25 protein-coding genes are annotated in these 25,026 nt (G+C 66.4%); 11 read left to right on the top strand and 14 right to left on the bottom strand.

Features of this window, described 5'->3' with window-relative positions; all coding sequences use genetic code 11:
* Window positions 1-437: 437 nt before the first annotated feature.
* The gene (locus tag QO207_RS28530; RefSeq protein WP_301535613.1) at window positions 438-1,040 is read right to left on the bottom strand and encodes a helix-turn-helix domain-containing protein; all 603 of its coding nucleotides are present in this window, start codon (window positions 1,038-1,040) and stop codon (window positions 438-440) included.
* A 52-nt stretch (window positions 1,041-1,092) separates the two neighbouring features.
* On the opposite strand from QO207_RS28530, the gene rhtA reads away from it, so the two are divergent.
* A complete protein-coding gene (gene rhtA / locus QO207_RS28535; RefSeq protein WP_301535614.1) occupies window positions 1,093-1,968 on the top strand; it encodes a threonine/homoserine exporter RhtA in 876 nt (291 codons plus the stop codon).
* A 292-nt stretch (window positions 1,969-2,260) separates the two neighbouring features.
* On the opposite strand, the gene QO207_RS28540 is transcribed toward rhtA, so the two are convergent.
* The gene (locus QO207_RS28540; RefSeq protein ID WP_301535615.1) at window positions 2,261-3,664 is read right to left on the bottom strand and encodes an MATE family efflux transporter; all 1,404 of its coding nucleotides are present in this window, start codon (window positions 3,662-3,664) and stop codon (window positions 2,261-2,263) included.
* A 134-nt stretch (window positions 3,665-3,798) separates the two neighbouring features.
* On the opposite strand from QO207_RS28540, the gene pdxB reads away from it, so the two are divergent.
* Entirely contained in the window at window positions 3,799-4,947 is a 1,149-nt protein-coding gene (pdxB, locus tag QO207_RS28545) for a 4-phosphoerythronate dehydrogenase PdxB (RefSeq protein ID WP_301535616.1), read from the top strand.
* Between the two features lie 27 nt (window positions 4,948-4,974).
* Here the strand turns inward: pdxB and QO207_RS28550 are convergent, their stop codons facing one another.
* Entirely contained in the window at window positions 4,975-5,148 is a 174-nt protein-coding gene (locus QO207_RS28550) for a PA1571 family protein (protein ID WP_301535617.1), read from the bottom strand.
* A gap of 245 nt (window positions 5,149-5,393) precedes the next feature.
* On the opposite strand from QO207_RS28550, the gene QO207_RS28555 reads away from it, so the two are divergent.
* The 7 genes from QO207_RS28555 (at window position 5,394) to QO207_RS28585 (ending at window position 12,594) form a co-directional block, all read left to right on the top strand.
* Entirely contained in the window at window positions 5,394-6,533 is a 1,140-nt protein-coding gene (locus QO207_RS28555) for an ATP-NAD kinase family protein (RefSeq protein WP_301535618.1), read from the top strand.
* Window positions 6,534-6,762: 229 nt separating this feature from the next.
* Entirely contained in the window at window positions 6,763-7,164 is a 402-nt protein-coding gene (locus tag QO207_RS28560) for a GFA family protein (RefSeq protein WP_301535619.1), read from the top strand.
* A 49-nt stretch (window positions 7,165-7,213) separates the two neighbouring features.
* Window positions 7,214-8,329, top strand: coding sequence for a saccharopine dehydrogenase family protein (locus QO207_RS28565; protein WP_301535620.1), 1,116 nt, complete (start codon window positions 7,214-7,216; stop codon window positions 8,327-8,329).
* A 165-nt stretch (window positions 8,330-8,494) separates the two neighbouring features.
* Entirely contained in the window at window positions 8,495-9,052 is a 558-nt protein-coding gene (gene msuE, locus QO207_RS28570) for an FMN reductase (RefSeq protein WP_301535621.1), read from the top strand.
* A gap of 10 nt (window positions 9,053-9,062) precedes the next feature.
* Window positions 9,063-10,208, top strand: coding sequence for an FMNH2-dependent alkanesulfonate monooxygenase (ssuD, locus tag QO207_RS28575; RefSeq protein WP_301535622.1), 1,146 nt, complete (start codon window positions 9,063-9,065; stop codon window positions 10,206-10,208).
* Window positions 10,209-10,273: 65 nt separating this feature from the next.
* Window positions 10,274-11,479, top strand: coding sequence for an acyl-CoA dehydrogenase family protein (locus QO207_RS28580; RefSeq protein WP_301535623.1), 1,206 nt, complete (start codon window positions 10,274-10,276; stop codon window positions 11,477-11,479).
* Window positions 11,476-12,594, top strand: a complete 1,119-nt coding sequence (locus tag QO207_RS28585) for a sigma-54-dependent Fis family transcriptional regulator (protein ID WP_184588298.1) — start codon at window positions 11,476-11,478, stop codon at window positions 12,592-12,594. Before QO207_RS28580 ends, QO207_RS28585 begins: the two co-directional genes overlap by 4 nt.
* 104 nt (window positions 12,595-12,698) lie before the next feature.
* On the opposite strand, the gene QO207_RS28590 is transcribed toward QO207_RS28585, so the two are convergent.
* From QO207_RS28590 to QO207_RS28625, 8 genes are all read right to left on the bottom strand, one after another.
* Entirely contained in the window at window positions 12,699-13,430 is a 732-nt protein-coding gene (locus tag QO207_RS28590; protein ID WP_301535624.1) for a dienelactone hydrolase family protein, read from the bottom strand.
* Between the two features lie 79 nt (window positions 13,431-13,509).
* Window positions 13,510-14,001 (bottom strand): YfbM family protein, encoded by a 492-nt coding sequence (locus QO207_RS28595; protein WP_301535625.1) that lies wholly within the window; start codon window positions 13,999-14,001, stop codon window positions 13,510-13,512.
* 58 nt (window positions 14,002-14,059) lie between these two features.
* Complete coding sequence (locus QO207_RS28600; RefSeq protein ID WP_301535626.1) at window positions 14,060-15,250, bottom strand: DUF4303 domain-containing protein; 1,191 nt, start codon at window positions 15,248-15,250, stop codon at window positions 14,060-14,062.
* Between the two features lie 2 nt (window positions 15,251-15,252).
* Window positions 15,253-16,323, bottom strand: coding sequence for an SMI1/KNR4 family protein (locus QO207_RS28605; protein WP_301535627.1), 1,071 nt, complete (start codon window positions 16,321-16,323; stop codon window positions 15,253-15,255).
* A gap of 171 nt (window positions 16,324-16,494) precedes the next feature.
* Window positions 16,495-18,393: a molecular chaperone HtpG gene (htpG, locus tag QO207_RS28610; protein WP_301535628.1), complete on the bottom strand. Its 1,899-nt coding sequence runs from the start codon at window positions 18,391-18,393 to the stop codon at window positions 16,495-16,497.
* Window positions 18,394-18,505: 112 nt separating this feature from the next.
* Entirely contained in the window at window positions 18,506-19,747 is a 1,242-nt protein-coding gene (locus QO207_RS28615; RefSeq protein WP_301535629.1) for an MFS transporter, read from the bottom strand.
* Complete coding sequence (locus QO207_RS28620) at window positions 19,748-20,194, bottom strand: PaaI family thioesterase (RefSeq protein ID WP_301535630.1); 447 nt, start codon at window positions 20,192-20,194, stop codon at window positions 19,748-19,750.
* Window positions 20,191-20,664 (bottom strand): PaaI family thioesterase, encoded by a 474-nt coding sequence (locus tag QO207_RS28625; RefSeq protein WP_301535631.1) that lies wholly within the window; start codon window positions 20,662-20,664, stop codon window positions 20,191-20,193. Before QO207_RS28625 ends, QO207_RS28620 begins: the two co-directional genes overlap by 4 nt.
* Window positions 20,665-20,824: 160 nt before the next feature.
* Between QO207_RS28625 and QO207_RS28630 the strand changes: the two genes are divergently transcribed.
* Window positions 20,825-21,046, top strand: coding sequence for a hypothetical protein (locus QO207_RS28630; protein ID WP_301535632.1), 222 nt, complete (start codon window positions 20,825-20,827; stop codon window positions 21,044-21,046).
* Between the two features lie 56 nt (window positions 21,047-21,102).
* On the opposite strand, the gene QO207_RS28635 is transcribed toward QO207_RS28630, so the two are convergent.
* The 3 genes from QO207_RS28635 to QO207_RS28645 form a co-directional block, all read right to left on the bottom strand.
* Window positions 21,103-21,864 carry a DUF599 domain-containing protein gene (locus QO207_RS28635; protein WP_301535633.1) on the bottom strand — a complete coding sequence of 254 codons (762 nt, stop codon included), beginning with the start codon at window positions 21,862-21,864 and terminating at the stop codon, window positions 21,103-21,105.
* A 110-nt stretch (window positions 21,865-21,974) separates the two neighbouring features.
* Complete coding sequence (gene fucP / locus QO207_RS28640) at window positions 21,975-23,231, bottom strand: L-fucose:H+ symporter permease (protein WP_301535634.1); 1,257 nt, start codon at window positions 23,229-23,231, stop codon at window positions 21,975-21,977.
* Window positions 23,232-23,378: 147 nt separating this feature from the next.
* Complete coding sequence (locus tag QO207_RS28645) at window positions 23,379-24,242, bottom strand: pirin family protein (protein ID WP_301535635.1); 864 nt, start codon at window positions 24,240-24,242, stop codon at window positions 23,379-23,381.
* A 130-nt stretch (window positions 24,243-24,372) separates the two neighbouring features.
* Here QO207_RS28645 and QO207_RS28650 point away from each other — a divergent pair, with 130 nt between their 5' ends.
* A complete protein-coding gene (locus QO207_RS28650) occupies window positions 24,373-24,846 on the top strand; it encodes a DUF3859 domain-containing protein (protein WP_301535636.1) in 474 nt (157 codons plus the stop codon).
* Window positions 24,847-25,026 lie beyond the last annotated feature (180 nt).

Consider the following 25,026-nt stretch of genomic DNA (forward strand, 5'->3'; position numbering starts at 1 on the left):
GCCCCGGACATCCGGTTTTTCGCTTAGGCGAAAAATACCCTCGTTGAAACGAAGTTTCAGGGGCACGCTGCGAAGGGCCGTCCCTGGCCCATCGCAGCTCTCGCGACATCCATGTCGCTCAACCCCTGAAACTCCGCTTCAACGAGGCCTCCTGAACGGGGCATTCGGAGTGCTCTGATGTTTCGCTGGAAGACTTAAAAGCCAAACCCAAAGCCAAAGCCAAGGCGGTGGGCACGCTGTTGTAGGAGCGGAGCTTCTCCGCGAATCGCCGGCAGGGGATGTGCAACTGAATATTCCTGCGACTCCTGCGCTCGCCGTGATGGATTTCGCGGACAAGGTCCGCTCCTACGAGGTAACTCCGGCGCTTCCCTGGACGTAGGAGCGGACTTCGTCCGCGATTGGCTTGCCGTTCTGCGAGATCGGCCTGTTAGCGCTAATCAGTTCACGACGTTGCGCACGAACCGCACCAGCACATCCCCGTGGTTCTGATAGGAAAACGGCTGGTTGCTCTTGAACACGTGGAACCCACCGGCCTCGACTTCCAACGTTTCCTCGGCGAGGACGATGGTCAGCCGGCCTGCGATGACATAGGCCATGTCGTACCAGCCCTCGGCGTCGGGCTCGGCGTTGTAGCGGTCGCCGGGGGCGAGCGTCCAGTGCCAGAGTTCGGCCTGGCGCGTGGCGGGGGTGCTGGCGAGGAGGGTGCCGCGGCTGTCGGCCTGCTGGCCGCCCCAGGCGACGGCGTCGACGCGGGACAGGCCGCCGGTGGACGGCGGGCGCACCAGGTCGGCGAAGGTGACTTGCAGGGCGGCGGCGATGCGGTCGAGGGTGGCGAGGCTGACGTTGGTGTCGCCGCTCTCGATGCCGACCAGCATCCGCCGGCTGACGCCCGAGGCCTTGGCCAGGGCGTCCTGGCTGAAACCGGCGCTGCGGCGGTGGGTCTTCACGTTATCGGCGACGTGCACCAGCACGCTGGGGCGTTCGGAAGCAGTGGGCAGTATATTGCTCATTCTGGCCTTTTTGCGCATTATGTTGCGCATAACAGTCAACCAAGAAATCCCAACCGTTGCAACGCCTGTTCAGGTCCGCATCATGCCTCGCTCTCGCTTTATTTCCACCGTCTTCCCCATCCTGATCCTGATCGTGTCCATGGCCTCGATCCAGACCGGCGCATCGGTCGCCAAGAGCCTGTTTCCGGTGCTCGGCGCCGAAGGCGTGACCTCCATGCGCCTGATCTTCGCGGCCATTCTCCTGCTGGCGATCCTCCGCCCGTGGCGCACCTCGCTGCGTGGCAAGCCGCTCAAACCACTGTTCATCTACGGCGTGACCCTGGGCCTGATGAACCTGACCTTCTACATGGCACTGCAGACCATTCCGCTGGGCGTAGCGGTGGCGCTGGAGTTCACCGGGCCGCTGGCGGTGGCGCTGTTCTATTCACGCAAGCCCATCGACTTCCTCTGGATCGCCATCGCCGTGGTCGGCCTCGGTCTGCTGCTGCCGATCGCCGATTTCGGCCACGGCATCGACCCCAAGGGCGCCGCCCTGGCGCTGGGGGCGGGCGTTTGCTGGGGGCTGTACATCATCTTCGGTCAGCGCGCCGGCAATGACCTGGGCGCGCAGGGTGCGGCGCTGGGCATCAGCATCGCGGCAATCTGCGTGGCGCCGATCGGTATCGCGCACAGCGGCATGGCGTTGCTCGATGTCAGCCTGTTCCCCGCGCTGCTGGGTGTGGCGGTGCTCTCTAGCGCCTTGCCGTATACCCTGGAAATGGTCGCGCTAACCCGCCTGCCGGCGCGCACCTTCGGCACCCTGATGAGCATCGAGCCCGCGTTCGGTGCGCTGTCCGGCCTGTTCTTCCTCGGCGAGCAGCTGACTTCGCACCAGTGGATCGCCATCGGCGCCATCATCGTCGCCTCGGTGGGCACTACGCTGAGCAGCCGGCCGAAGCCGGCGCTGGTTACCGACTGATCCTCGATGCGCTACGAAGAAGCCGCCTTCCGGCGGCTTTTTGCTTTTGTAGGAGCGAGCTTGCTCGCGAACGGATTTCCCGCAGGCGCTGGCGTCAAGCGGTTCGCGAGCAAGCTCGCTCCTACAAGGGCCTCGTAGCTCGGTGGATGGGTGGAGCGCAGCGATACCCATGCTGTCAGTGCACGTGATTGATGGGTATCGCTGCACTCTACGCCATCCTACGCAGTGTTTTTGCTGTGAGATTGGCAAACGAAAAAGCCGCCCTTGGGCGGCTTTTTTGCATCCTGCGGAATTACGCCGCCGTGCGCATTTCGTTCAGCACGATCTGCCGCTTGGCGCTGCGCGACAGGCGGATGCACAGCATCACCGCGGCGCAGGTCAGGCCGACGATCAGGCCTTCCCACAGGCCGCGCGGGCCGGTGGGTTCCTGCAGCCAGTGGGCGAGGCCGAGGCTGTAGCCGACCGGCAGGCCGATGCCCCAGTAGGCGAACAGGGTCATGATCATGGTCGCGCGGGTGTCCTGGTAGCCGCGCAGGGCGCCGGCGGCGGTGACCTGCACGGCATCGGAGAACTGGAACAGCGCCGAGAACACCAGCAGCGTGGCGGCCAGTGCGAGGACGTCCGGGTCCTGGGTATAGAGCCCGGCAATGTGTTCGCGCATCAGCAGCATGCCGCTGGCGGAAATGCACGCGTAGGCCAGCGCCGCGCCCATGCCCACGCCGGCGGCAAAACGCGCATCCCGCGGCGCACCGGCGCCCAGGGACTGGCCCACGCGTACGGTCACGGCCATGGCCAGCGAGTAAGGAATCATGAACACCAGCGCACTGAAGTTCAGCGCCACCTGGTGGCCCGCCACCACCTTCTCGCCCAGCTCGCCGATCAGCAGGGCAATCACCGAGAAGATGCTGGATTCGGCGAACACCGCGATGCCGATGGGCAGGCCGACCGCCACTAGGCTGCCGATTACCTTCGGCTGCGGCAGCTCCCAGTGGCGGAACAGTTCGCTGGGCTTGTAGACCTTCGCCCAGTTCACCCACACCAGCATGCCCAGCAGCATGAACCACATCACCGAGCCGGTGGCCCAGCCGCAGCCGGGGCCGCCCAGGGCCGGGAAGCCGAAGTGGCCGTAGATCAGCATGTAGTTGATCGGGATGTTCAGCATCAGCCCGCAGATGCCCAGCACCATGCTCGGGCGGGTACGCCCAAGGCCGTCGCTGAAGCAGCGCAGCACGTGGTACAGCGCCACCGCCGGCAGACCGCAGGCGATGCCGCGCAGGTAGAAGCAGCTCGGTTCGATCAGCGCTTCCTCGACCTTCATCGCCCGCAGCACCGGCTCGGAGAGCAGCCACAGCGTCGCTCCGGCCAGCGGGCCGACCAGCAGGGCCAGCCACAGTGCCTGGCGCACCAGCGGACCAGTGCCGGCCTGGTCGCCGGCGCCGTAGCGCTGGGCCACCTTGGCGGTGGTGGCGAGCAGGGTGCCGGTCATCAGCAGGAAGATCGGAATCCAGATCGAGTTGCCCAGTGCCACCGCGGCGAGGTCGCGCGGCCCCACGCTGCCGGCCATCACCGCATCGACGAAGCCCATGGCGGTGGTCGCCAGCTGGGCGATCATGATGGGCGCTGCGAGGGTCAGCAGCTCCTTGAGTTCGGTGGTGGTGCGCCGTCCACGGGAGACGGGCTGGGCGAGGCTGGTCACGGCTTTCCTTGGCAGAAGCAATGGTCGGGAAGCCGGCCAGTTTAAGGGTTGTCCACGCGGTCAGCAAAGCTTGGTGTGCGCCGCGCGCAGCAGCGCTGGTAAAGTAGCCGGTGCCGATTTCTGGAGCCTGCCCCATGCGTATCCTTGCCGATGAGAACATTCCCCTGGTCGAAGCCTTCTTCGGCGCCCATGGCGATATTCGTCGCCTGCCCGGACGCGGCATCGACCGCGCCGCCCTGGGCGATGCCGAGATTCTGCTGGTGCGTTCGGTGACCGACGTCAGCCGCGAGCTGCTCGAAGGCAGCCAGGTGAAGTTCGTCGGCACCTGCACCATCGGCACCGATCACCTGGACCTCGACTATTTCGCCGAAGCCGGCATCGCCTGGTCCAGCGCGCCGGGCTGCAACGCGCGCGGTGTGGTGGACTGGGTGCTGGGCAGCCTGCTGGCATTGGCCGAGGTACACGGCGCCAGGCTTTCCGAGCGCCGCTATGGCGTGATCGGCGCAGGGCAGGTGGGCGGCCGCCTGGTGGATGTGCTGCGCGGGCTGGGCTGGGACGTGCGCGTCTGCGATCCGCCGCGCGCCGCCGCCGAGGGAGGTGACTTCCGCAGCCTGGAAGAAGTGCTGCGCGAGTGCGATGTCATCAGCTTGCACACACCGCTGACCCGCGATGGCCAGAACCCGACGCGCCACCTGATCGACGCGCAGCGTTTGAAGGCGCTGCGCCCCGGCACCTGGCTGATCAACGCCAGCCGCGGCGGTGTGGTCGATAACACGGCGCTGCGCATCCACCTCGAATCTGGCGCGGATATCGACGTGGCGCTGGATGTCTGGGAAGGCGAGCCGGAAGTGAACGTGCAACTGGCCCAGCGTTGCCGCATCGCGACTCCGCATATCGCCGGCTACAGCCTGGACGGCAAATTGCGCGGCACGGCGCAGATCTACGAGGCGTTCTGCGCCTGGCAGCAGTGCGCGCCGGCAGTCGATCTCGACGACCTGTTGCCCGCGCAATGGCTGGCCGAATTGAGCCTCAAGGAAGAATGCGATCCGGACTGGGCGCTGGCGATGCTCTGCCGCGCGGTGTACGACCCGCGGAGCGATGACGCCAATTTCCGCCGCAGCCTGATCGGAGACACCCAGACCCGGCGGGCGGCGTTCGACGCGCTGCGCAAGCACTACCCGCCGCGCCGGGAAATTACCGGGCTGTGGGTGGACATCCAGGGCGATTCGCCGCGCCTGGAAAGCCTGCTCAACGCGCTGGGCGCCAACCGGGTCGGGGAGTAGGGCGGACGCGCCTTGCCTTGATCCCGCTCAGCGGCGTGGCTGCTCGCAGGTCTTGTCCAGCTCCTGGCAGGCGCGCTGGATCATGTCCTCGGTAATCGGGACTTCACGGCCCTGGGCATCGATGATCGAACCGCCGACTGGCTGCTGCGGTTGACGCGGAGTGGTACGGGGGGTGGATTGCTGGTGGGTTTGCAGGCTCATGGCCAATCTCCTCTACATCAGGTTCGTTGCAGTCTAGGCAGATCAGATGAAACCCCGGTGACAGAGGCGCGCAAGGCTGCGCCGAATATCCGTCACCGAAGACAGACGACCAAATGAGTCGCAGATTGCATGCCAATCGCGAGGTCCCCGGTCGTTTGCTTGTCGTTATAGTGTGGAGTTGCCGCTTCCCTGGTCCGACCCGGCATTGCACCGGTGGTTCGAAGAAGTTTCCCTCGAGGTTGAGTATGGACAGGATTCGCATAGGGCTGATCATCAATCCGCTGGCCGGTATCGGCGGCCCGACCGCGCTCAAGGGCAGCGATGGCGTCGCCGAGCTGGCCCTGGCACGCGGCGCCGAACCGCGGGCGGCGGAACGCACACGGGTAGCCCTGGAACACCTGTTGCCAGTGCAACAGCGCCTGGAGTTCCTGACCTTCCCTGGCCCGATGGGCGCTGATCTGCTGGCGGACATGGGCTTTGCCCATCGCCTGGTCGGCGCGCTGGAACGTGAGCAGAGCAGCGCGGCGGATACTCGTCATGCCGTGCAGGCTCTGCAGGAGGCCGGCGTGGCGCTGATCCTCTTCGCCGGCGGCGACGGTACTGCCCGCGACGTTGCCGAAGTGGCCCGCGAAGGCCAGCCGGTGCTGGGCATTCCCGCCGGGGTGAAGATTCATTCCGGGGTCTACACCATCAGCCCGCGCGCCGCCGGGGAACTGGCGCGGCGCCTGGTGGACGGCGGGCTGGTGCGCCTGACCCAGGGTGAAGTACGCGACCTCGACGAAGTCGCCCTGCGCGAAGGCCGCGTCGCCGCGCGCTGGTACGCCGAGTTGACGGTGCCCGAGGAAGGTCACTTCATGCAGCACGTGAAACAGGCCGGCATGGAGACCGAGGAGCTGGTGTTGGCCGATCTCGCCGCCTGGCTGGAAGACAGCTGGGAAGACGGCGTGCGTTACGTCTTCGGCCCCGGCTCGACGCTGCACGGGCTGGCCGCCGACTTGCACGTGGACACCACGCTGCTGGGCGTCGACGTGATCGAGAGCGGCGAAGTGATCGCCCGCGATGTCACCGAGGCGCAGCTGTTCGAACTGGTGGACGGCCACCCGGCCTTCCTGCTGGTGACCGCCATCGGCGGGCAGGGCCATATCCTCGGTCGCGGCAACCAGCAGATCAGCCCGCGCGTGCTGCGCGCCATCGGTATCGAACGACTGCGGGTGATCGCCACCAAGCGCAAGCTCGGCACCCTCGAAGGCCGCCCTCTGTTGGTCGATAGCGGCGACGCCGAGCTGGACGCGAGCTTCCCGGCGGCGGTGCGGGTGTGGGCGGGCTACAAGGAAGAACTGCTCTATCCGCTGGGCTGGGGCAGCGAAGAGCAGCCGTCTGCGTAGGGCGTTATCTGCCGCCTCGGCGGATAACCCGTTCCGGGTTATGCGCCCTACGGTATAGCGCTGGTGCCGGGTACGCGTTTGTAGGGCGAATAACGCCTGCGGCGTTATCCGCCGCATCGGTGAGACGACAGCCGCGAAAGCTGAACAACCACTCCTCGGCACGGTGGTACAGGTAACCGAGCCTGTTCTAGACTCCCTCGCTCCGTGAAACGGACAAAGGAGCGGGGCCATGCATTCCGGCGGTTGCTTGTGCGGTGCGGTGCGTTTCGAGATCGATGGCGAACTGGCGCCGATCCAGGTCTGCCATTGCAGCCAGTGCCGCAAGGCGCAGGGCGGGCCGTTCGCCACCAATATCCCGGTGGCGCGTGCGGCGTTCCGTCTGCTCAGCGGCGAGTCGGAACTGGCTGAGTTCCGCGCCACGCCGGAGAAGAAGCGCGTGTTCTGTCGCAACTGCGGCTCGCCGATCTACAGCGCCCGCGATGCCCTGCCGGAAACTTTGCGGGTGCGTGCGGGAACCCTGGACGAGCCTGTGCGGACAAAGCTCGAAGCACATTATTACGTCGATTCCGGGGCCAGCTGGTGGCCACTGGAGGACAATCTGCCCCGTTACGGCGGGGCAAAACCGGGATGAGGGAGCCGGCACGGCCGGCAGCAGTCAGGGAGCAACAGAGTCAGTGGCAATGGAACAGAAATTTCGCGTGCTGGTGCTGGGCGGCTACGGCAACTTCGGCAGCCTGATCGTACGTCGCCTCAGCGGCATCGACGGCATCCGCGTGTTGGTGGGCGGCCGCGACCAGCGCCGCGCCAATGAGCTGGCCGCGCAGGTTGGCGGCGAAGCAGTGTGCCTGGACATGAACCAGCCGACGCTGGCCGGCCGCCTCAACGAACTCAAGGTGGACATGGTCATCTCCACCGCCGGCCCGTTCCAGGGCCAGGACTACCGCGTGGCCCGTGCCGCCATCGGCGCCCGCGCGCACTACGTCGACCTGGCCGATGCGCGCCAGTTCGTCTGCGGCATCCAGGAACTCGACCGCGCCGCGCGCAGCGCCGGGGTGCTGGTGTGCAGCGGCGCCAGTTCGGTGCCGGCGCTGGCGGCCTCGGTGATCGATGAGCTGCTGCCGCGCTTCCAGCGTCTGGACAGCATCCACCACGGCATCAGCTCCTCGGCAAAGATTCCTGGCCAGGCCACCGTATCGGCAGTCCTGGGCTACTGCGGCAAGCCCTTGCGCCAATGGCGCCAGGGGCGCTGGCAGGACGTGCACGGCTGGCAGGGGCTGAATCGTCATCGCTTTCCCGCACCACTGGGCAGACGCTGGCTGGCCCACTGTGATGTACCGGATCTGGACCTGTTCCCGCAGCGCTATCCGGGCGTGCAGGACGTGCGCTTCTCCGCCGGCCTCGGCCTGAAGCTCACCCAGTTCGGCACCTGGGGCCTGTCCTGGCTGGTGCGCGCCGGGCTGGTCAAGGACGCTGCCCGCCTGGGCACCAGCCTGCATCGCATGGCAGTGGCCATGGAGCCGCTGGGTGACGGGCGCAGCGGGATGTTCGTACACCTACGCGGCGTGGATGCCGAGCAGCGTCCGCTGGAGCTGTGCTGGGAAATCCTCGCCGCCGACGACCACGGCCCGAACATTCCCTGCATGGCGGCAGTGGCGCTGGCGCGCAAGCTGGCCGCCGGGCAACTGCGTCAGCGTGGCGCGACGGCCTGCATCGGCCTGCTGACCACGGACGAATATGTGGCCGAACTGGAAGGCCTGAATATCTCCCATGGCCTGCGCGAGATGGCCATGCATTGATAACAGACTGTTGCCCAAGCAACAGTCGATCAGCAGCGCTGTTGCCTGAGTGACATGAAACGCCGGATAAACCGGCTGAAGTGCCCGAAAATCATACATTTCCCTGTTGGTACGGCCCTTGCTGAAGGCCTCTGTACCTAGCGCAACAGTCAACAGGGAAAACCCATGACCAGCCCCATCAAAGTGGTCGCCGTCTCCGGCGGCACCTATCGCCCCTCGCGCACCCTGGTGCTCACCCAGGCCGTGCTCGACGCCCTCGGCGAGCAGCTTCCGGTAGAAGCCCAAGTCATCGAACTGGCCGACATCGCCCGCCCGCTGGGCGCGGCGCTGTCGCGCCAGGAGCTCTCCGCCGAGCTGGAAGCCACCCTGCGCGAAATCGAAACCGCCGACCTGCTGGTCGTCGCCTCGCCGGTCTATCGCGGCTCCTATCCGGGCCTGCTCAAGCACCTGTTCGACCTGGTGGACATGAACGCCCTGATCGACACCCCGGTGCTGCTCGCCGCCACCGGCGGCAGCGAGCGCCACGCGCTGGTCCTCGACCACCAGTTGCGCCCGCTGTTCAGCTTCTTCCAGTCGATCACGCTGCCGATTGGCGTGTACGCCAGCGAAGCGGACTTCGCCAACTACCAGATCACCAGCGACACCCTGCGCGCCCGCATCCAGCTGGCTGCCGAGCGCGCCGCGCCGCTGTTCGTTCGCCCGCAACTGCGCAAGACCGCCTGAGGAGCCAGCGATGAATGTTTTCTGGTTCCTGCCGACCCACGGCGACGGCCACTTCCTCGGCACCAGCGAGGGTGCGCGCCCGGTGTCGCTGCCGTATCTCAAGCAGATCGCCCAGGCCGCCGACTCCCTCGGCTACTACGGCGTGCTGATCCCCACCGGGCGCTCCTGCGAGGATTCCTGGGTGGTCGCCTCGGCCCTGGCGCCGCTCACCGAGCGCCTGCGCTACCTGGTGGCGATCCGTCCGGGGATCATCTCGCCGACCGTCTCCGCACGCATGGCCGCGACCCTCGATCGCCTGTCCGGCGGACGCCTGCTGATCAACGTGGTCACCGGCGGCGACCCGGATGAAAACCGTGGCGACGGCATCCACCTCAGCCACGCCGAGCGCTACGAAGTCACCGACGAGTTCCTGCGCATCTGGCGCCGCGTGCTGCAGGGCGAATCGGTGGATTTCGCCGGCAAGCACCTGCAGGTGGAGAACGCCAAGGCGCTCTATCCGCCGGTCCAGAAGCCGTATCCGCCGCTGTACTTTGGCGGTTCCTCCGCCGAGGCCCACGACTTGGCCGCCGAGCAGGTGGACGTCTACCTGACCTGGGGCGAGCCGCCGCAAGCCGTCGCGCAGAAGATCGCCGACGTGCGCGAAAAGGCCGCGCAGCAGGGCCGCAGCGTGAAGTTCGGTATCCGCCTGCACGTGATCGTCCGCGAGACCGCCGAAGAAGCCTGGCAGGCCGCGGACAGGCTGATCGCCAACATCTCCGACGAGACCATCGCCAACGCACAGAAGTCTTTCGCCCGCTTCGATTCCGAAGGCCAGCGGCGCATGGCCGCGCTGCACGGCGGGCGCCGCGACCAGCTGGAGATCTACCCCAACCTCTGGGCCGGCGTCGGCCTGGTGCGCGGCGGCGCCGGCACCGCACTGGTGGGTGATCCGCAGCAGGTCGCCGAGCGCATCAAGGAATACGCGGACCTGGGGATAGACAGCTTCATCTTCTCCGGCTACCCGCACCTGGAAGAGGCATACCGTTTCGCCGAGCTGGTCTTCCCGCTGCTGCCCGAGCCCTACGCGAGCCTTGCCGGGCGCGGTGTCACCAACCTCACCGGGCCCTTCGGCGAAATGATCGCCAACGATGTGCTGCCCGGGCGCAAGGCCGGCTGAGGCCCACCCACGACGTACCGGGCAGGGGCCCGGTACGCCCAGAATCCGCAGAAGAGGAAGCGAGCGTGAACGCCAAGACGCGTCTCGACGCACAGACATCCGGGCCGCTCACGGCGACTCCCGGACAGATTGCCCAGCGCCTGGCCGCCGGTTTCGCTGAAACCGCCGCCGAGCGCGACATCCGTGGCGGCACGCCGAAGGCCGAGCGCGACGCGCTGCGCCAGAGCGGCCTGCTGTCGCTGATCATCCCCGGCGAATACGGCGGCCTGGGCGCCGACTGGAGCACCACGCTGGACATCGTCCGCCAGTTCGCCGTGGTCGACAGCTCCATCGCCCACGTGTTCGGCTTCCAGCACCTGATGCTGGCGACCGTGCGCCTGTTCTCCCGCCCTGAACAGTGGCAACCGTGGTTCGAGCTGACCGCGCGCAACCAATGGTTCTGGGGCAACGCGCTGAACCCGCTGGATACCCGCACGGTGTCGCGCAGCTTCGCCGGCTGGCGCGAGTTTTCCGGGCGCAAGAGCTTCTGCTCCGGCGCGCTGGACTCGGAAATGCTCATCGCCTCGGCGCTGGACGGCGAGGGCGGCAAGCTGCTGATCGCCGCCATCCCCACCGCCCGCAGCGGCATCAGCCTGGCCCACGACTGGGACAACATGGGCCAGCGCCAGACCGACAGCGGCAGCGCCACCTTCGAGCGGGTGCGGGTGGAGGAGAGCGAGCTGCTGCTCGATCCGGGCCCGTTGAGCACGCCGTTCGCCTGCCTGCGCCCGCTGATTGCCCAGCTGGTCTTCACCCACGTGTTCCTCGGCATCGCCGAAGGCGCGTTCGAGGAGGCGCGGCAGTACACGCTCAAGGAAGCCCGCCCGTGGTTCCGCGCCAGCGTCCCCACGGTGGGCGAAGACCCCTACGTGCTCGCGCACTACGGCGAGTTCTGGGTCGGCCTGGAAAGCACCCGCCTGCTGGTGCGCCGTGCGGCGCAACTGCTCGACGAAGCCTGGAGCAAGGGTGCCGCGCTGGACGCCGAAGAGCGCGGCCGGCTCGCCGTGGCCATCGCCACCGCCAAGGTCGCCGCGACCCGCAACGGCCTGGAGATCTGCAACCGCCTGTTCGAGGTCACCGGCGCGCGATCTACCCACGCCGCGCTGCGCATCGACCGCTACTGGCGCAACCTGCGCACCCAGACCCTGCACGACCCGGTGGACTACAAGGTCCGCGAGCTGGGCGACTGGGCGCTGAACCAGCAACTGCCGCAACCGACTTTCTACTCATGAATGCGACCACTCCCGAGGGTCTGCTGACCCTGCCCAAGTCCCCCGCGCTGGCCACCTCCATCCGCGCTACCGCCCAGGTCTTCGAGGACCCGAAGTCCCAGGCGCTGCTCGATCACCTGCAGCAGGTCGCGCCCAGCGAGGCCAGCGTGCTGATCATCGGCGAGACCGGCACCGGCAAGGAGCTGGTGGCGCGACACATCCACAACCTCAGCGCGCGGCGCGGCGGGCCGTTCGTGGCGGTGAACTGTGGGGCCTTCTCCGAATCCCTGGTGGAGGCCGAGCTGTTCGGCCACGAGAAAGGCGCCTTCACCGGCGCGCTGGCGGCCAAGGCCGGCTGGTTCGAGGAGGCTAACGGCGGCACGTTGTTCCTCGACGAAATCGGCGACCTGCCGATGCCGATCCAGGTCAAGCTGCTGCGTGTGCTGCAGGAGCGTGAAGTAGTGCGCCTGGGCTCGCGCAAGAGCATCCCGATCAACGTGCGGGTGCTGGCGGCGACCAACGTGCAGCTGGAGAAGGCGATCAACGCCGGGCACTTCCGCGAGGACCTGTACTACCGCCTCAACGTCGTCAGCCTGGAGCTGTCACCGCTGCGCGAGCGACCCGGCGACATCCTCCCGCTGACCCGCCATTTCATCGCCGAGTACAGCCGGCGCCTCGGCTACGGGCAGAGCCAGCTGAGCGCCGAGGCCGCGCAGAAGCTGCGCAGCTATTCGTGGCCGGGAAATATCCGCGAGCTGGAAAACGTCATCCACCACACCTTGCTGATCTGCCGCGACGGCGTGGTGCGCGCGGAGGACCTGCACCTGTCCAACCTGCGCATCGAACGCAGCGAGGAGCCGCGGCTGGAGTCCCTCGGCGCCGAGCAGATACTCCAGCAGGCCTTCCAGCGGCTGTTCGAAGAGCAGGGCGGCAACCTGCATGCGCGGGTGGAAGACACGCTGCTGCGCGCGGCCTATCGCTTCTGCCACTGCAACCAGGTGCACACCGCCAACCTGCTCGGCCTGAGCCGCAACGTCACGCGCACGCGGCTGATCGAGATCGGTGAGCTGGTGGTGAACAAGCGCCGGGGCGCGACGGTGATCGATCCCGAGCGGGGAGTGCGGTTGTCGATCTGATCCGGGCGGGTTCGCGAGCAAATTCGCTCCTGCAAGGAGCGAACGTGGCCAGCGCAAACGAAAACGCCCGGCACTGGCCGGGCGTTTCAACTGGCGGGGGATGATCAGCCGCCGAAGCGCTCGTCCAGCAGGTCGAACATCGCGGCGAAGGCGCGGCGCGCCACCTTGGCGTCGTACTGCATCTTGCCGGGCACCTGGGCATGCGGATCGGTGAAGGAATGCGCGGCGCCGCCATAGCTGGTCAGCGTCCAGTCGACGTTGGCTTCGTTCATTTCCTGGGCGAAGGCGCCCAGTTGCTCGCGCGGAACCAGCGGGTCGATGGCGCCGTCGAGGACCAGCACCGCGCCCTTGATGTTCTTGGCGTCCGCCGGGTTGGGCGTGTCGAGGGTGCCATGGAAGGACACTGCAGCCGCCAGTGGCGCGCCATCGCGGGCCAGCTCCAGGGAGCAGCAACCGCCGAAGCAGAAGCCGAAGGTGGCCAGCTTCGAGGTATCCAGCGGGGCCTTGCCGGCCTGTTCCTGCAGCGCCTTCAGCGAGGCCTGCATGCGCTTGCGCAGCAGGGCGCGGTCGTTCTTCATCGGTGTCATGGCGGCGAGGGCCTGGTCCGGGCCGTTGGGGCGTACATCCTTGCCATAGAGGTCGGCCACCAGCACCACGTAGCCGCGCTCGGCGACCAAGCCGGCATTGTCCAGGGCGCCCTGGCTGATGCCCATCCAGTTCGGTGCCATCAGCAGGCCGGGGCGCGGCTCAGTGCTGGAGGCATCGAACAGCAACTGGCCTTCGAAGGCCTGGCCATCGACGCTGTAGGCGACGGGTTGCACGCTGATCTGACTCATTGGGGTAGTCCTCTGATTAATGCCGGGGAAGCATACTCGGGGTTCGACTGGTGATCCATGCGGGGCCGGAGGCGCATCATCAATAGATGCCGACCAGCACGTGCCGCTGCGTACTGGCGCAGACATGATAGAAGTCGCGCAGTTCCCGGAAGGCTTCTTCCAGTTCAGTCTTGAGCTGCGCCGGGTCGTCGCTCCAGATCTTCGGGTAGAGCCTGGCGTTGCGGAACCTGGCGAAGTCGGCGGCGGCGATTACCTCTTCGATCGATACGGCATCGAGCGCGGCAAGGATGGCCGGCAACTCATTGTTCCACGTGCGGGCAATGAAGTCCTCGCAGTCGAAGACCTGTACCCCGACCACCGCCTCGCTGAGCGGGTTGCCTTCGAGTGGCGAGCTGGCCGAAACGCCGGTGAGCAGGAAGTGCAGGCCATCCCACAGCTTCTCCAGCCCAATTTGCGGGCAGCCGGCTTCTTCAAGCTCTTCGACCAGATCGAGCAACTCTTCGGCAGGTGCTTCGGCGAGGCGCTTGAGTGTGGCGTCATCCACGCTCAGATAGACGGCCTGGATTCCCATGGTGATGTTTCCTGCAAACGTTGAGGTCGTACGGCATGTCGCCAGGGAGTGCTCGGCATCACTGCTGCTCGAACTCTTCCAGCACATCGCGGGCATGCTCGCGGATGAAAGCCCACTTCGAGTTCAGGCCCTCCTGGGCCGCCGCCACTTCGTCGGCGTCCAGGGTGCAGAAGCCGCAGCCCGGCGCGAGCGCCTCGGCGACAGCGGGCTCGATATCCGGGTGCTGCGCCAGCACCGTTTCCAGCGGGCGGTAGTCCAGCGGACGGTGCTTGCCGCGATCACGGAAGGATCGATAGGGAGCGCTGAGTCCGCGCGCGGCGACCTCGAGGGGCAGTTCGTCCAGATGCGCAGCAATCAGCTCCATGCGGTCGAGGCGAGCCAGGGCTGACGCCGCCCAGGCCCGTTCGCTTTCGTTGGCCGCCGTATTGCCCATGACTGTTTCCAGCGCGCCGATGACTTCGGCGCTGGAATGGTTGACCTCGGCGAGCAGCATGCACGCCTGCCACACTTCACCCGAGCTGCGCCCGGTGATGACGTCGAGCAACGCCGGTACGGCGGCTTCCCCCAGATTGCGGACGAGGGCGTCGTACTCGCCGAGCAGCGGGCCAGGTGGGGCGGCGCGCACGGCTTGCGGTACGAGTTCAGCGACCTGCTCTGCCAGCGGCAAGGCCGCGAGGCGCGCACGCTCGCGTTCAGCTTCGTCGTACATCGGGAAGTGCCGCAGCAGCTGCGCGCGAGTCAGGCTCAGCGGCACCAGGTCGCCGGCTTCGTCGGTGGCCACGGCGATGAAGTGCTTGTCGACCAGGCCTTCCTTGAGCAACTGGGCGCGGGCGCGCTTGGCCGCTCGGGGGAAACAGTGCAGGAAGCGTTCATAGACTGCTTCCCAGGCGCTGAAGCTGCCCTCGGCCGTGGCCTGGGCGAATTCGGCGCACTGTGTCGCCCATTGATCCTGCGCTTCGCCCGGCTCGAAACCGTGGTCCTCGGCGTGCTGGCTCAGGTCCGGACCGGACCAGCGCAGGTCCTCGCCGTCATCGCCGTAGTCCGCTGCCATTCGGGCCAGGACCTGCTCGGTACCCACCGTCAGCATCGGCCAGTAGAGCACCGAGCCGTCACCGTAGAACTCATGGAACATCGCGCCGTAGACGGTCTCGTCCGGATGGTTCTGGCGAATCCTCCGCACCGCGCTTACCACGTGCTCCACGGCGGATTCTTCAAGGGCTTTCCAATCGAACTTCTGCTTCGAGGGCATCCTTACTCTCCGCTATCACTGGACTGGCCTGACGGCTCGTCGATCGCCAGCAGGGTACGAACCAACTGGGCCGCGTAGTCCGGCTCGAAACGGTAGCCTCCATCGACGTGGACGATGCTGCCGGCGGCAAGCCGCGCCTCCCACCAGTCGCTCAGGAAGCCGGGGGCATAGCCGCCGGTGCAGAAGCCGTAGGGGTCGGCCACATAGCTGGTGGTCAGCATCAGGGTGTAACAGGGGCGCTGGTAGTCGCTCTGCTCCCTGGAGCAGTCATGGAAGTCTTCGTATGACTCGGCGAGCTTGAGCCGGGAGAACAGCCAGAACATGGCGTCGTACATCAGATGCGAATCGGCGTCGGCATGCAGGGCGAAGAAGCCCTTGGCGCGCACGATGCGCTCGGCCAGGTGGCGGATGCGCAGTTCGCCATCGGGCAGCTCCGACGCGGCTGCTTCCAGCGCGCGGCGCAGGATGGGCGAAAGCGTGCCGCGCTGCACCGTGGCGAGGTCGGCTTCGAGGGTCTCGGCGTCGTCGTTGAACTCGTCCTCGCTGACCAGCCCGCGGATGAAGGTTACGAAGTCCGGCGCGACGTCGGTGATTGCGTAGTCGGCTTCCTGGTCGACATGCACCACCCGCGGTTCGCCCTGCGGCCCGCACTGGCGGTAGTCGAGCATGATCATTTCGTGCCCGGCGCTGGGGGTATTGGCGATGGCGATGCCGATCTCGGGATAGCCCCACTCGGCGAGCATGAAGGCCGAGCCGAGATCACCGCACAGTGAATAGGTGGCCGTGCGCCCGATGGCATAGATTCCATTGATGGCGATGTGATCCTCGGCCCAGCCGGTCGGCTCATCCATCGGGTAGCAGCAGCGCTCTACAGCGCCGCCGTTGCGCAGGCGCGCCAGTTCCACGTAGGCATCCGGCAGGCGATAGCCGCATTCGGCCTCGATCTGCGCGATCAGTTCGTCGCTGGGGGCGGGTTCGGTGTAGTGGCCGAGCGAGTAGTCGCCATCGTCCCAGAAGCCTTCCAGATCGAAGCCGGCGAAGGCCCCGGTCGTTCTCCCGGCAGCTTGCGTCATTCCATTCTCCCTTGGGGCGCGGAAGCCCTTGTCCGTGTCGAGTCAGCTTGCCGAGCCATCGGTGGTTGGCGCCGGCACATCCGTGTAGTGGGTCTTTGAGATTCCAGCTCAATGAAAAACGCCACGAGTTCAGCACTGAAGTCGTGGCGTTTGTTCAAGCCTTCAAAGGGCTCAGGCGGAGAGCTCCACCAGCAGCTTGTTCAGGCGGCGCACGTAGGCGGCCGGGTCCTTCAGGCTGTCCCCCGCGGCCAGGGCGGCCTGGTCGAAGAGGATGTGGGTCAGCTCGCCGAAGCGGTCTTCGTCGGCTTCCGCATCGAGCTTCTCGATCAGCGGGTGGGCCGGGTTGAACTCGAAGATCGGCTTGGCTTCCGGCACCTTCTGCCCGCTGGCTTCGAGGATCTGGCGCATCTGCAGGCCCAGGTCCTGTTCGCCGATGGCTAGGATCGCCGGCGAGTCGGTCAGGCGGTGGGACACGCGCACCTCGGCGACTTCATCGCCCAGTGCGGCTTTCAGGCGCTCGGCCAGGCCTTCCTTCGCCTTGGCGATCTCTTCCTGGGCCTTCTTGTCCTCGTCGGAGTCCAGGCTGCCCAGGTCCAGGTCGCCACGGGCGACGTCGACCAGCTGCTTGCCGTCGAACTCCGGCAGGTAGCTCATCAGCCACTCGTCGATGCGGTCGGTGAGCAGCAGCACTTCGATGCCTTTCTTGCGGAAGACTTCCAGGTGCGGGCTGTTCTTCACCTGGGCGAAGCTCTCGCCGGTGAGGTAGTAGATCTTGTCCTGGCCTTCCTTCAGGCGACCGATGTAGTCGGCCAGGGAGACGCTCTGCTCGCCGCTCTCGTCGCTGGTGGAGGAGAAGCGCAGCAGGCCGGCGATCTTGTCCTTGTTGGCGAAGTCTTCGGCCGGGCCTTCCTTCAGCACCTGGCCGAAGTTCTTCCAGAAGCCCTTGTAGGCCTCGGCGTCGTTGCTCGCCAGCTTCTCCAGCATGTCCAGGGAGCGCTTGGTCAGCGCGGACTTCATCGAATCGACGATGGGGCCGGATTGCAGGATTTCGCGAGAGACGTTCAGCGACAGGTCGTTGGAGTCCACCACGCCCTTGATGAAGCGCAGGTACAGCGGCAGGAACTGGTCGGCCTGGTCCATGATGAACACGCGCTGCACGTAGAGCTTCAGGCCGCGCGGGGCCTCGCGGTGGTACAGGTCGAACGGCGCACGCGCCGGGACGTACAGCAGCGAGGTGTATTCGAGCTTGCCCTCGACCTTGTTGTGGCTCCAGGTCAGCGGGTTCTCGAAGTCGTGGGCGATGTGCTTGTAGAACTCCTGGTATTCCTCGTCCTTCACCTCGGTGCGCGGACGGGTCCAGAGGGCGCTGGCACGGTTGACCACTTCCCACTCGGTTTCGGCTGGGGCGTCTTCGCCAGCGGCCTCTTTCGGCAGCTCGATGGGCAGCGCGATGTGGTCGGAATACTTCTTGACGATGTTGCGCAGGCGCCAGCCGTCGGCGAACTCGTCCTCGCCGTCCTTCAGGTGCAGGACGATGCGGGTGCCGCGTTCGGCCTTGTCGATGCTTGCCACATCGAACTCGCCTTCGCCCTTGGAGGACCAGTGCACGCCCTCGCTGGCCGGAGCACCGGCGCGACGGGTGAACACGTCCACCTTGTCGGCGACGATGAAGGCGCTGTAGAAGCCCACGCCGAACTGGCCGATCAGGTGGGAATCCTTCTTCTGGTCACCGGAGAGGTTCTTCAGGAAGTCGGCGGTGCCGGACTTGGCGATGGTGCCCAGGTGCGCGATGACTTCCTCGCGGCTCATGCCGATGCCGTTGTCTTCGAGGGTGACGGTCTTGGCGTCCTTGTCGAAGCTCACACGGATCTTCAGCTCGGCGCCGCCTTCGAGCAGCTCGGGCTTGGCCAGGGCCTCGAAACGCAGCTTGTCGGCGGCGTCGGAGGCGTTGGAAATCAGTTCGCGAAGGAAGATTTCCTTGTTCGAATACAGGGAATGGATCATCAGGTGAAGCAGTTGCTTCACTTCGGTCTGGAAGCCCAGTGTTTCTTTTTGAGTCTCCGCGCTCATTGTTTCTCGCTCCGAGGATGACAAATGCCGCGTCATGCGGCCGATGTCAGCGAGATGGGGGCTTCCCGAGCCAATTCAAGGGCTTGGCTGAAATTTGAGAAAACGCCCGCGGTCAGCGGGCCGGCAGCTCGATGTCGAGGATTTCGCTGGGGCGCAGGGTGTAGCTGGCTTCGCCCGGGCCTTCGAGTACCCGCCGGATGACGATGCGGCCTTCCGGGTTGAGGCCGACGAAGACGCCCTCGGCGGTGCGACCGCGCTCGGTGGTCACGCGCATGGCGCGGTTGACGTAGCGCTGCGGCGCTGCCTGCAGGCGCTCCAGGGCCAGACGGCCGATTTCCAGCGGCTGTTGCGTTGGCCGTGGCGGCTCGGAAGTTGCCACGGCAGCGGCAGGTACGGCCGGCTGGGTGGCCTTGAGGGGCGGATAGCGGTCGCCGCGCACGCCCCAGCCACGGGCCTCGGTCTTCTCCAGCACCAGGTAAAGGTCCTGGCTCTGTTCGCCGACCTGCACGCTCAGGGGAATCTCCTGGGAGGTCCGCTGGGTGTCCAGCGGCGGAATGCGGCTAATGCTGACGTCACGCCGGGCGAAGCGGCGTTGCAGGTAGTCCTGCAGTACGTAGTGCAGGGTGTCGCGGGAGTCGAAGCGGGTGTCGACCCGGCCGTCCCGGTAGCGCAGGCGGTCGGTGAAGACTTCGATGGTGCCGGACAGGGTGGTCTGCATCTCTGTCGGCAGCACCAGGTGAAAGCTGCCGCTCATGCGGTTGGGCGGCTGCGGAACGAGGTCCAGGTGCAGGCTATAGCCACGCTGCAGGCGTACGGCTTCGGGCAGGTCCTGGCCCGGCGCCAGCCAGCTCACTTCGATCTCGGGCAGACGGCCCTTGTCGTCGGGCAGCACGTCGAGGCGCAGCGGGCCGCTCACTGGAGTCGGCAGGCGTACCTGGACCTCGCGGTGGGCATAGAAGTCCTGGCCTTCGCGCAGGCTGAGGACGCCGTCGATGAAATCCGCCTGCTCCGGCTCGAACGGCTTGCCGTTGAGTTCGCCGCGCAGCTCGATCGCCAGCTCCGGCTTTACCGCCGGTTCGGGTTTGAGCCACTGCAGGTTGAGGATGGCTTCCAGGCGTGAGCTGTCCTGCGCTGCCAGCAGGGTCAGGCCGACTACCAGCGGAATGCAGCCGAGCGCGCTCAGGCCCACGGCGCTGCGGGCATGACGCCACTGGCTGAAGACGAACAGCAGGGCCAGTGGCGGCAACAGGCTGGCCACGCCCCACAGCAGGCTGCGCGAGAAGGCCCGGCTGATCAGCCAGAGGTAGCCGGCAAGGATCAGCAGCAGGCCGAGCAGGATCAGCAGCGTGTCCATTCAGGCGCCGTCGACCTTGAAGTGCGCGCGGGCGGTGGCGATGGGTTCGGTGCGGGTGGTCTGCCACGCGGTGATTGCGACGTTGGCCACGCGCCGGCCCTGGCGCCAGACCTGGCATTGGGCGTAGGTGTCACGGAAGTGCCCGGCGCGCAGGTAGTCGATGGAGAAGTCGATGATCTTGGGCATGTGCGGAATGCCCATGAACATCAGCAGGTGCAGCAACGCCGAGTGTTCCATGAAGCCGGCGATGACGCCGCCGTGCAGCGCCGGCAGCGTCGGGTTGCCGATGGTGTCGGGGTTGGCCGGCAGGTGGAAGATCGCGTCGTCACCCAGGCGCAGGCAGCGGATGCCCAGCAGCCGGGCGTAGGGGATCATTTCCAGCAGCGGGTCGTAGTCGTTGCTGGCGTGGGCCGCACGAACCATTTCCTCGATGTTCACCGTGCTCATGCCTGGCCTCCGTCGACGTCACGCTTCACCGCACCGGCGGACACTGCCTTGCCCATGCGCATGAAGGTGCCGACCACGTGGGCGATGGGCTCGGCCGGGTCATCCTGGTAGGCATAGCCGCGGGTGAAGATGATGTTCGGGGTGACCCGGTAGCACTCGGCGAAGCCGTAGACGTCCTTGTGCGGGTCGGCCGGGTGCATGTAGTCGATGCGCAGGTCCAGGGTCGGGCAGATCTCGAACTGCGGCAGCACGCAGACAGTGGAGATGCCGCAGGTGGTGTCCATCAGCGTGGTGATGGCGCCGCCGTGGATCACCCCGGTTTCCGGGTTGCCGACGATGGCCTCACTGTAGGGCAGGCACAGGGTCAGGCCGGTGGCATCCGCCGCGTGGGCGCGGATGCCCAGCAACTGGCAGTGGCGCAGCGCCGAGAGGAAGCGCTGGGCGCGTTCCAGGAGTGGGTTGTCGGACATGGCGGGGGGCGACCGATTGACTGCACGGGGCGGCATCATACCCCGGCCCGGTTCAATCCTGCAGTGATGGAATAAAGGGGGGCGGCATTATTCGTTGAACTAATTCACACAACGCCGGTTCAAAGGGTCATCACGAGGAAAGCCGCACATGGAGGCTCCAATGAAAAAAACCCTTCCCTTCGCTCTGCTGATCGTCGCCGGTCTCGGCCTGGCCGCCTGCGACAAGAAAGAAGAGCCGAAAGCGCCGCCCGCGCCCGCCGCGACCGAGCAGCCAGCCACCCCGGCTCCGACGACTCCGCCGGCACCCGACGCGGCCCCGGCTGCTCCGGCCGCCCCGGCCACCGCGCCGCAGGAGCCTGCCGGCGGCGAGCAGAAGCAGTAATCCGCTTCGGCCGCACAAGACAAAGCCCGCATTCGCGGGCTTTGTCGTTTCTGGCTTCAGCCGCTGGGGGGAATGTCGTTGTCCCGCGGCGCGTCGCCCTGTGACGTCGGCGTGTAGACCATCACATGCAGCACGCTGGAATGGAACTCGCGCTGGTACAGCACGCCCACCACGCCCGCCGTCACCAGGATGAAGATCCACGGGTTGATGAACCAGGCCAGCAGGGCCATGCCGAAATAGTAGGAGCGCAGGCCCTGGTTGAACTGGTGCGCGGCCAGTGAAACCACCCGCGCCGCGCGTTCGGCGAAGGACTTGCGCTCCAGTTCACCGACATTGCGCTCGCCCACCATCGGTGCCGAGCCGATCAGCACTGCCGCGAAGTTGTACTGGCGCATGCACCAGCTGAAGGTGAAGAAGGCGTAGACGAAGACCACCGCCAGGCACAGCAGCTTGAACTCCGACAGGCCCTTGGTGGGCGCCGTGACGAAGGGCAGGTCGGCCAGTACCGAGACCGTGCGCTCGGCCGAACCCAGCAGGGTGAGGATGCCGGCGAGGATGATCAGGGTGCTGGAAGCAAAGAACGAGGCGTTGCGTTCCAGGTTGCCGATCACACTGGCATCGGCCACGCGGTTGTCGCGCAGCAGCACGCGGCGCATCCAGTCCTGGCGGTAGAGGTGCAGCACACTGGCCAGGCACGCGGTGTCGCGGGCCTTGGTCTTGGCGTAGCGGGTGTAGCCGATCCAGCAGAACACGAACCAGAGGATGGCGAACAGGTTCCAGAGGTACTGGATGTCGAACAGGTCGACGACGTCGGTCATGGGTTTCCTTGCGCGATGAACGTGATGCGGCGGACGGTTATTGGGACAACGCGGCAGATAGACGCCAGATGTCTGCGCGAAGACACCCTTGCCGCGCTTTCCCCCAGGCCTCAGTTCGCCCTGCTGGTTGCCGGGCTGGCCGTGTCGTCGGCGCGGTAGCCGCGGGCACCGAACCAGATGATGTACAGGTAGCACACCAGCGGAATGGCGAAGGAGGGCAGCAGGCCGATGCGGTCGGCGAAGAAGGCCTGCACCAGCGGCATCACCGCGCCGCCGACGATGGCCATGCAGAGCAGGCCGGAGCCCTTGCTGGTGAGGTTGCCCAGGCCTTCCAGGGCCAGGGAGAAGATGGTCGGGAACATGATCGAGTTGAACAGGCCGATCAGGATCAGCGCCCACATGGCGACGTGCCCGCCGACGGTCAGGGCGATGCAGATCAGGATGGCGATGGCCACGGCGTTGAACGCCAGCAGGCGGTTCGGCGCGATGGAGCGCATCAGCGCGCTGCCGACGAAGCGCCCGACCATGGCGCCGCCCCAGTAGAACGACAGGTACTTGCCGGCCTTGTCGGCGGGCAGCCCGGCGATGTCCGGCTGGCCCATCAGGCTGACCAGGTAGCTGCCGATGGACACTTCGGCGCCGACGTAGCAGAAGATCGCGATCACCCCGAACACCAGGTGGCGGTGGGCGAAGATCGACTGGCGCCCGGCAGCGCCGTCGGTGGGTTCGCCGTGGTGGATTTTCGGCAGGCGGAACAGCGCGATCAGCACGGCGATGGCGAACAGCAGGCCGGCCAGCACCAGGTAGGGCGTCTTCACCGAGTCGGCTTCGCTGGCGGCGGAGCTGCCGATCTGCGACGCGGCGCCGGCGCCGATGGCGAGGATGGTCACCGAACCCACCAGCGGGCCGACCGTGGTGCCAAGGGCGTTGAAGGCCTGGGTCAGGTTCAGCCGGCTGGCGGCGGTGGAGGCCGGGCCGAGCACGTTGACGTAGGGGTTGGCCGCGACCTGCAGCAGGGTGATACCCGAGGCGAGGATGAACAGCGCGGTGAGGAAGAACGGATAGGACTGCGCGCTTGCCGCCGGGTAGAACATCAGGCAGCCGATGCCGGCGGTGGCCAGGCCGACGATGATCCCGCTCTTGTAGCCGACCTTTTCCACCAGCCGTCCCGAGGGGAAGGACATGATGAAGTAGGCGCCGAAGAAGCAGAACTGCACCAGCGATGCCTGCACATAGGACAGGGTGAAGACCGCCTTCAGGTGCGGCACGAGGATGTCGTTGAGCGAGGTGATCAGGCCCCACATGAAGAACAGCAGGGTCAGCACGGTCAGGGCGCTGGTATGGCGGTTGGCGTTGGACTGGTCCATCACGGACTCCTTGGGCCAGAAGCAGGGCCTTGCCGGGGCAAGGGGTTTGGGCGCGGCAGGCTGCTGGATTCGGTGCCGCGCTTCCTCATCCATTCACCTGATACGACAGGAATCGGGTGATGTCCGATCGGTTCTCTTTCGCAGGCTTCAGCGCGGCAGTTCGATCCGCTCGCTTTCTCCCGGTACCGTTGGCCAGTCGCGCGCTGCCCAGCGTGTGCGGGCACTGTCGATCAGCGCCGGATCGCTGGCGACGAAGTTCCAGTTCATCCGCCGCGGTCCGTCCAGCGGCGCACCGCCGATGATCACCGCGTGGCAGTCGCCGCAGGCGGAGAGGGTGAACGCTTCGCCTTCGGGCAGTACCACCAGTTCGTGCAGCGGCAACGGGTCGTCGTCCAGCTGCGCCTCGCCTTCGATCAGGTACAGCGCCCGTTCCGGGTGTTCGGTCGGGATCGCCAGGGTGGCCCCGGCGCCCAGTTGCAGGTCGGCGTAGAGGGTCGGGGAGAGCACCGGCACCGGCGACTCCAGGCAGAAGCCGGAGCCGGCGATCATGCGGATGCGCACCCCCAGGCTTTCACTTTCCGGCAGGCTGGCACTGGCGTGATGGCTATAGCTCGGTTCGCGACCTTCCTGGTCCATTGGCAGCGCCAGCCAGACCTGCAGGCCGTGCAGGCGCGAGCCGCTGTGCAACAGCTCGGCCGGCGTGCGCTCGACGTGGGCGACGCCGCGCCCGGCAGTCATCCAGCTGACATCGCCGGGCAGCACCAGCTGGTCCGAGCCCAGGCTGTCCTTGTGCTGCACCTGGCCTTCGAACAGGTAGGTGAGGGTGGACAGGCCGATGTGCGGGTGCTGGCGGATGTCCATGCCGTGCTCGGGGGCGAAGCTGCTTTCGAGCATGTGGTCGAAGAACACGAAGGGGCCGATGCTGCGGCGCTGGGCCGAGGGCAGCGGGCGCAGGATGGGGATGCCTTCGACGTCTTCGGCGCGCGGGCGGATGTTCAGGGTCTCGCTCATGACGGTTTCCAGTGGTCCGATCCACGCATGATAGACGCTCGGCATCGCCGCGACCCGGCTGGCGTCAAGCTGTCATCAGGCTGTCACGGCGATGTCATAGCCTCGCGCGGACCCCAACAAGGAGCGCGACATGTCCATTTCCCGCCTGCCAGCAGTCCTGGCTCTCTCCCTGGCTTCCGCCTTCGCCGCCTCGGCCTTTGCCGAAGTGCGCGTCACCGGCCCGGTGGAGTACGGCGTATTCGTCAGCAACTACAAGGATTACCAGCCCGGCGAGCGCGTGCTGAGCAGCAGCAAGGAGCAGCTCGAGTCGACGACCCGCGTTCCGGCCAAGCTCGGTACCAAGTTCGGCATGCGCTACCAGCTCAGCGGCAAGCAGGAAGGCGATACCCCGCTGACCCTGCTGTACTTCACCCCCGGCGTGGTCACCCCGGACGGCCAGCGCCACGACAAGTTCGAAGTCGTGCAGAAGCTGGTGGTCGGCGCGCCGAACGACGTGATGGCCTACCAGTTCACCGAGAACCACGAGGTGGTCCAGGGCCAGTGGCGCTTCATGGTGTTCCAGGGCGACCGCCTGCTGGCGGAGAAGACCTTTACCGTCGAGTAAGCACCGTGGTGTGACGTATCTGTGCGAAAAGAGCCCGGCCAAGTGCCGGGCTTTTCTTTGCCTGTTGAATGACATGGACTACATCTGTGATTGGCAGCAGGGAAACAGTTTGTTACTTTGCCTGCACGATAGTCCCAACTCCCGGCGTGCAAGCAGAAGAGGAGTGGGGGCCAAAGCGCC

It is taken from the genome of Pseudomonas sp. CAN1 (assembly GCF_030462585.1).
Taxonomy (GTDB): Bacteria; Pseudomonadota; Gammaproteobacteria; order Pseudomonadales; family Pseudomonadaceae; genus Pseudomonas.

Bases quoted from the DNA above. Each gene is read 5' to 3' on its own strand.
- QO207_RS28600 (WP_301535626.1), bottom strand. From the start codon at position 15,250: ATGCCCTCGAAGCAGAAGTTCGATTGGAAAGCCCTTGAAGAATCCGCC.
- QO207_RS28635 (WP_301535633.1), bottom strand. From the start codon at position 21,864: ATGACCGACGTCGTCGACCTGTTCGACATCCAGTACCTCTGGAACCTG.
- pdxB (WP_301535616.1), top strand. From the start codon at position 3,799: ATGCGTATCCTTGCCGATGAGAACATTCCCCTGGTCGAAGCCTTCTTC.
- QO207_RS28565 (WP_301535620.1), top strand. From the start codon at position 7,214: ATGGAACAGAAATTTCGCGTGCTGGTGCTGGGCGGCTACGGCAACTTC.
- QO207_RS28560 (WP_301535619.1), top strand. From the start codon at position 6,763: ATGCATTCCGGCGGTTGCTTGTGCGGTGCGGTGCGTTTCGAGATCGAT.
- QO207_RS28555 (WP_301535618.1), top strand. From the start codon at position 5,394: ATGGACAGGATTCGCATAGGGCTGATCATCAATCCGCTGGCCGGTATC.
- msuE (WP_301535621.1), top strand. From the start codon at position 8,495: ATGACCAGCCCCATCAAAGTGGTCGCCGTCTCCGGCGGCACCTATCGC.
- QO207_RS28615 (WP_301535629.1), bottom strand. From the start codon at position 19,747: ATGGACACGCTGCTGATCCTGCTCGGCCTGCTGCTGATCCTTGCCGGC.
- QO207_RS28550 (WP_301535617.1), bottom strand. From the start codon at position 5,148: ATGAGCCTGCAAACCCACCAGCAATCCACCCCCCGTACCACTCCGCGT.
- htpG (WP_301535628.1), bottom strand. From the start codon at position 18,393: ATGAGCGCGGAGACTCAAAAAGAAACACTGGGCTTCCAGACCGAAGTG.
- QO207_RS28650 (WP_301535636.1), top strand. From the start codon at position 24,373: ATGTCCATTTCCCGCCTGCCAGCAGTCCTGGCTCTCTCCCTGGCTTCC.
- QO207_RS28590 (WP_301535624.1), bottom strand. From the start codon at position 13,430: ATGAGTCAGATCAGCGTGCAACCCGTCGCCTACAGCGTCGATGGCCAG.
- QO207_RS28595 (WP_301535625.1), bottom strand. From the start codon at position 14,001: ATGGGAATCCAGGCCGTCTATCTGAGCGTGGATGACGCCACACTCAAG.
- QO207_RS28585 (WP_184588298.1), top strand. From the start codon at position 11,476: ATGAATGCGACCACTCCCGAGGGTCTGCTGACCCTGCCCAAGTCCCCC.
- rhtA (WP_301535614.1), top strand. From the start codon at position 1,093: ATGCCTCGCTCTCGCTTTATTTCCACCGTCTTCCCCATCCTGATCCTG.
- ssuD (WP_301535622.1), top strand. From the start codon at position 9,063: ATGAATGTTTTCTGGTTCCTGCCGACCCACGGCGACGGCCACTTCCTC.
- fucP (WP_301535634.1), bottom strand. From the start codon at position 23,231: ATGGACCAGTCCAACGCCAACCGCCATACCAGCGCCCTGACCGTGCTG.
- QO207_RS28620 (WP_301535630.1), bottom strand. From the start codon at position 20,194: ATGAGCACGGTGAACATCGAGGAAATGGTTCGTGCGGCCCACGCCAGC.
- QO207_RS28630 (WP_301535632.1), top strand. From the start codon at position 20,825: ATGAAAAAAACCCTTCCCTTCGCTCTGCTGATCGTCGCCGGTCTCGGC.
- QO207_RS28645 (WP_301535635.1), bottom strand. From the start codon at position 24,242: ATGAGCGAGACCCTGAACATCCGCCCGCGCGCCGAAGACGTCGAAGGC.
- QO207_RS28530 (WP_301535613.1), bottom strand. From the start codon at position 1,040: ATGCGCAACATAATGCGCAAAAAGGCCAGAATGAGCAATATACTGCCC.
- QO207_RS28605 (WP_301535627.1), bottom strand. From the start codon at position 16,323: ATGACGCAAGCTGCCGGGAGAACGACCGGGGCCTTCGCCGGCTTCGAT.
- QO207_RS28625 (WP_301535631.1), bottom strand. From the start codon at position 20,664: ATGTCCGACAACCCACTCCTGGAACGCGCCCAGCGCTTCCTCTCGGCG.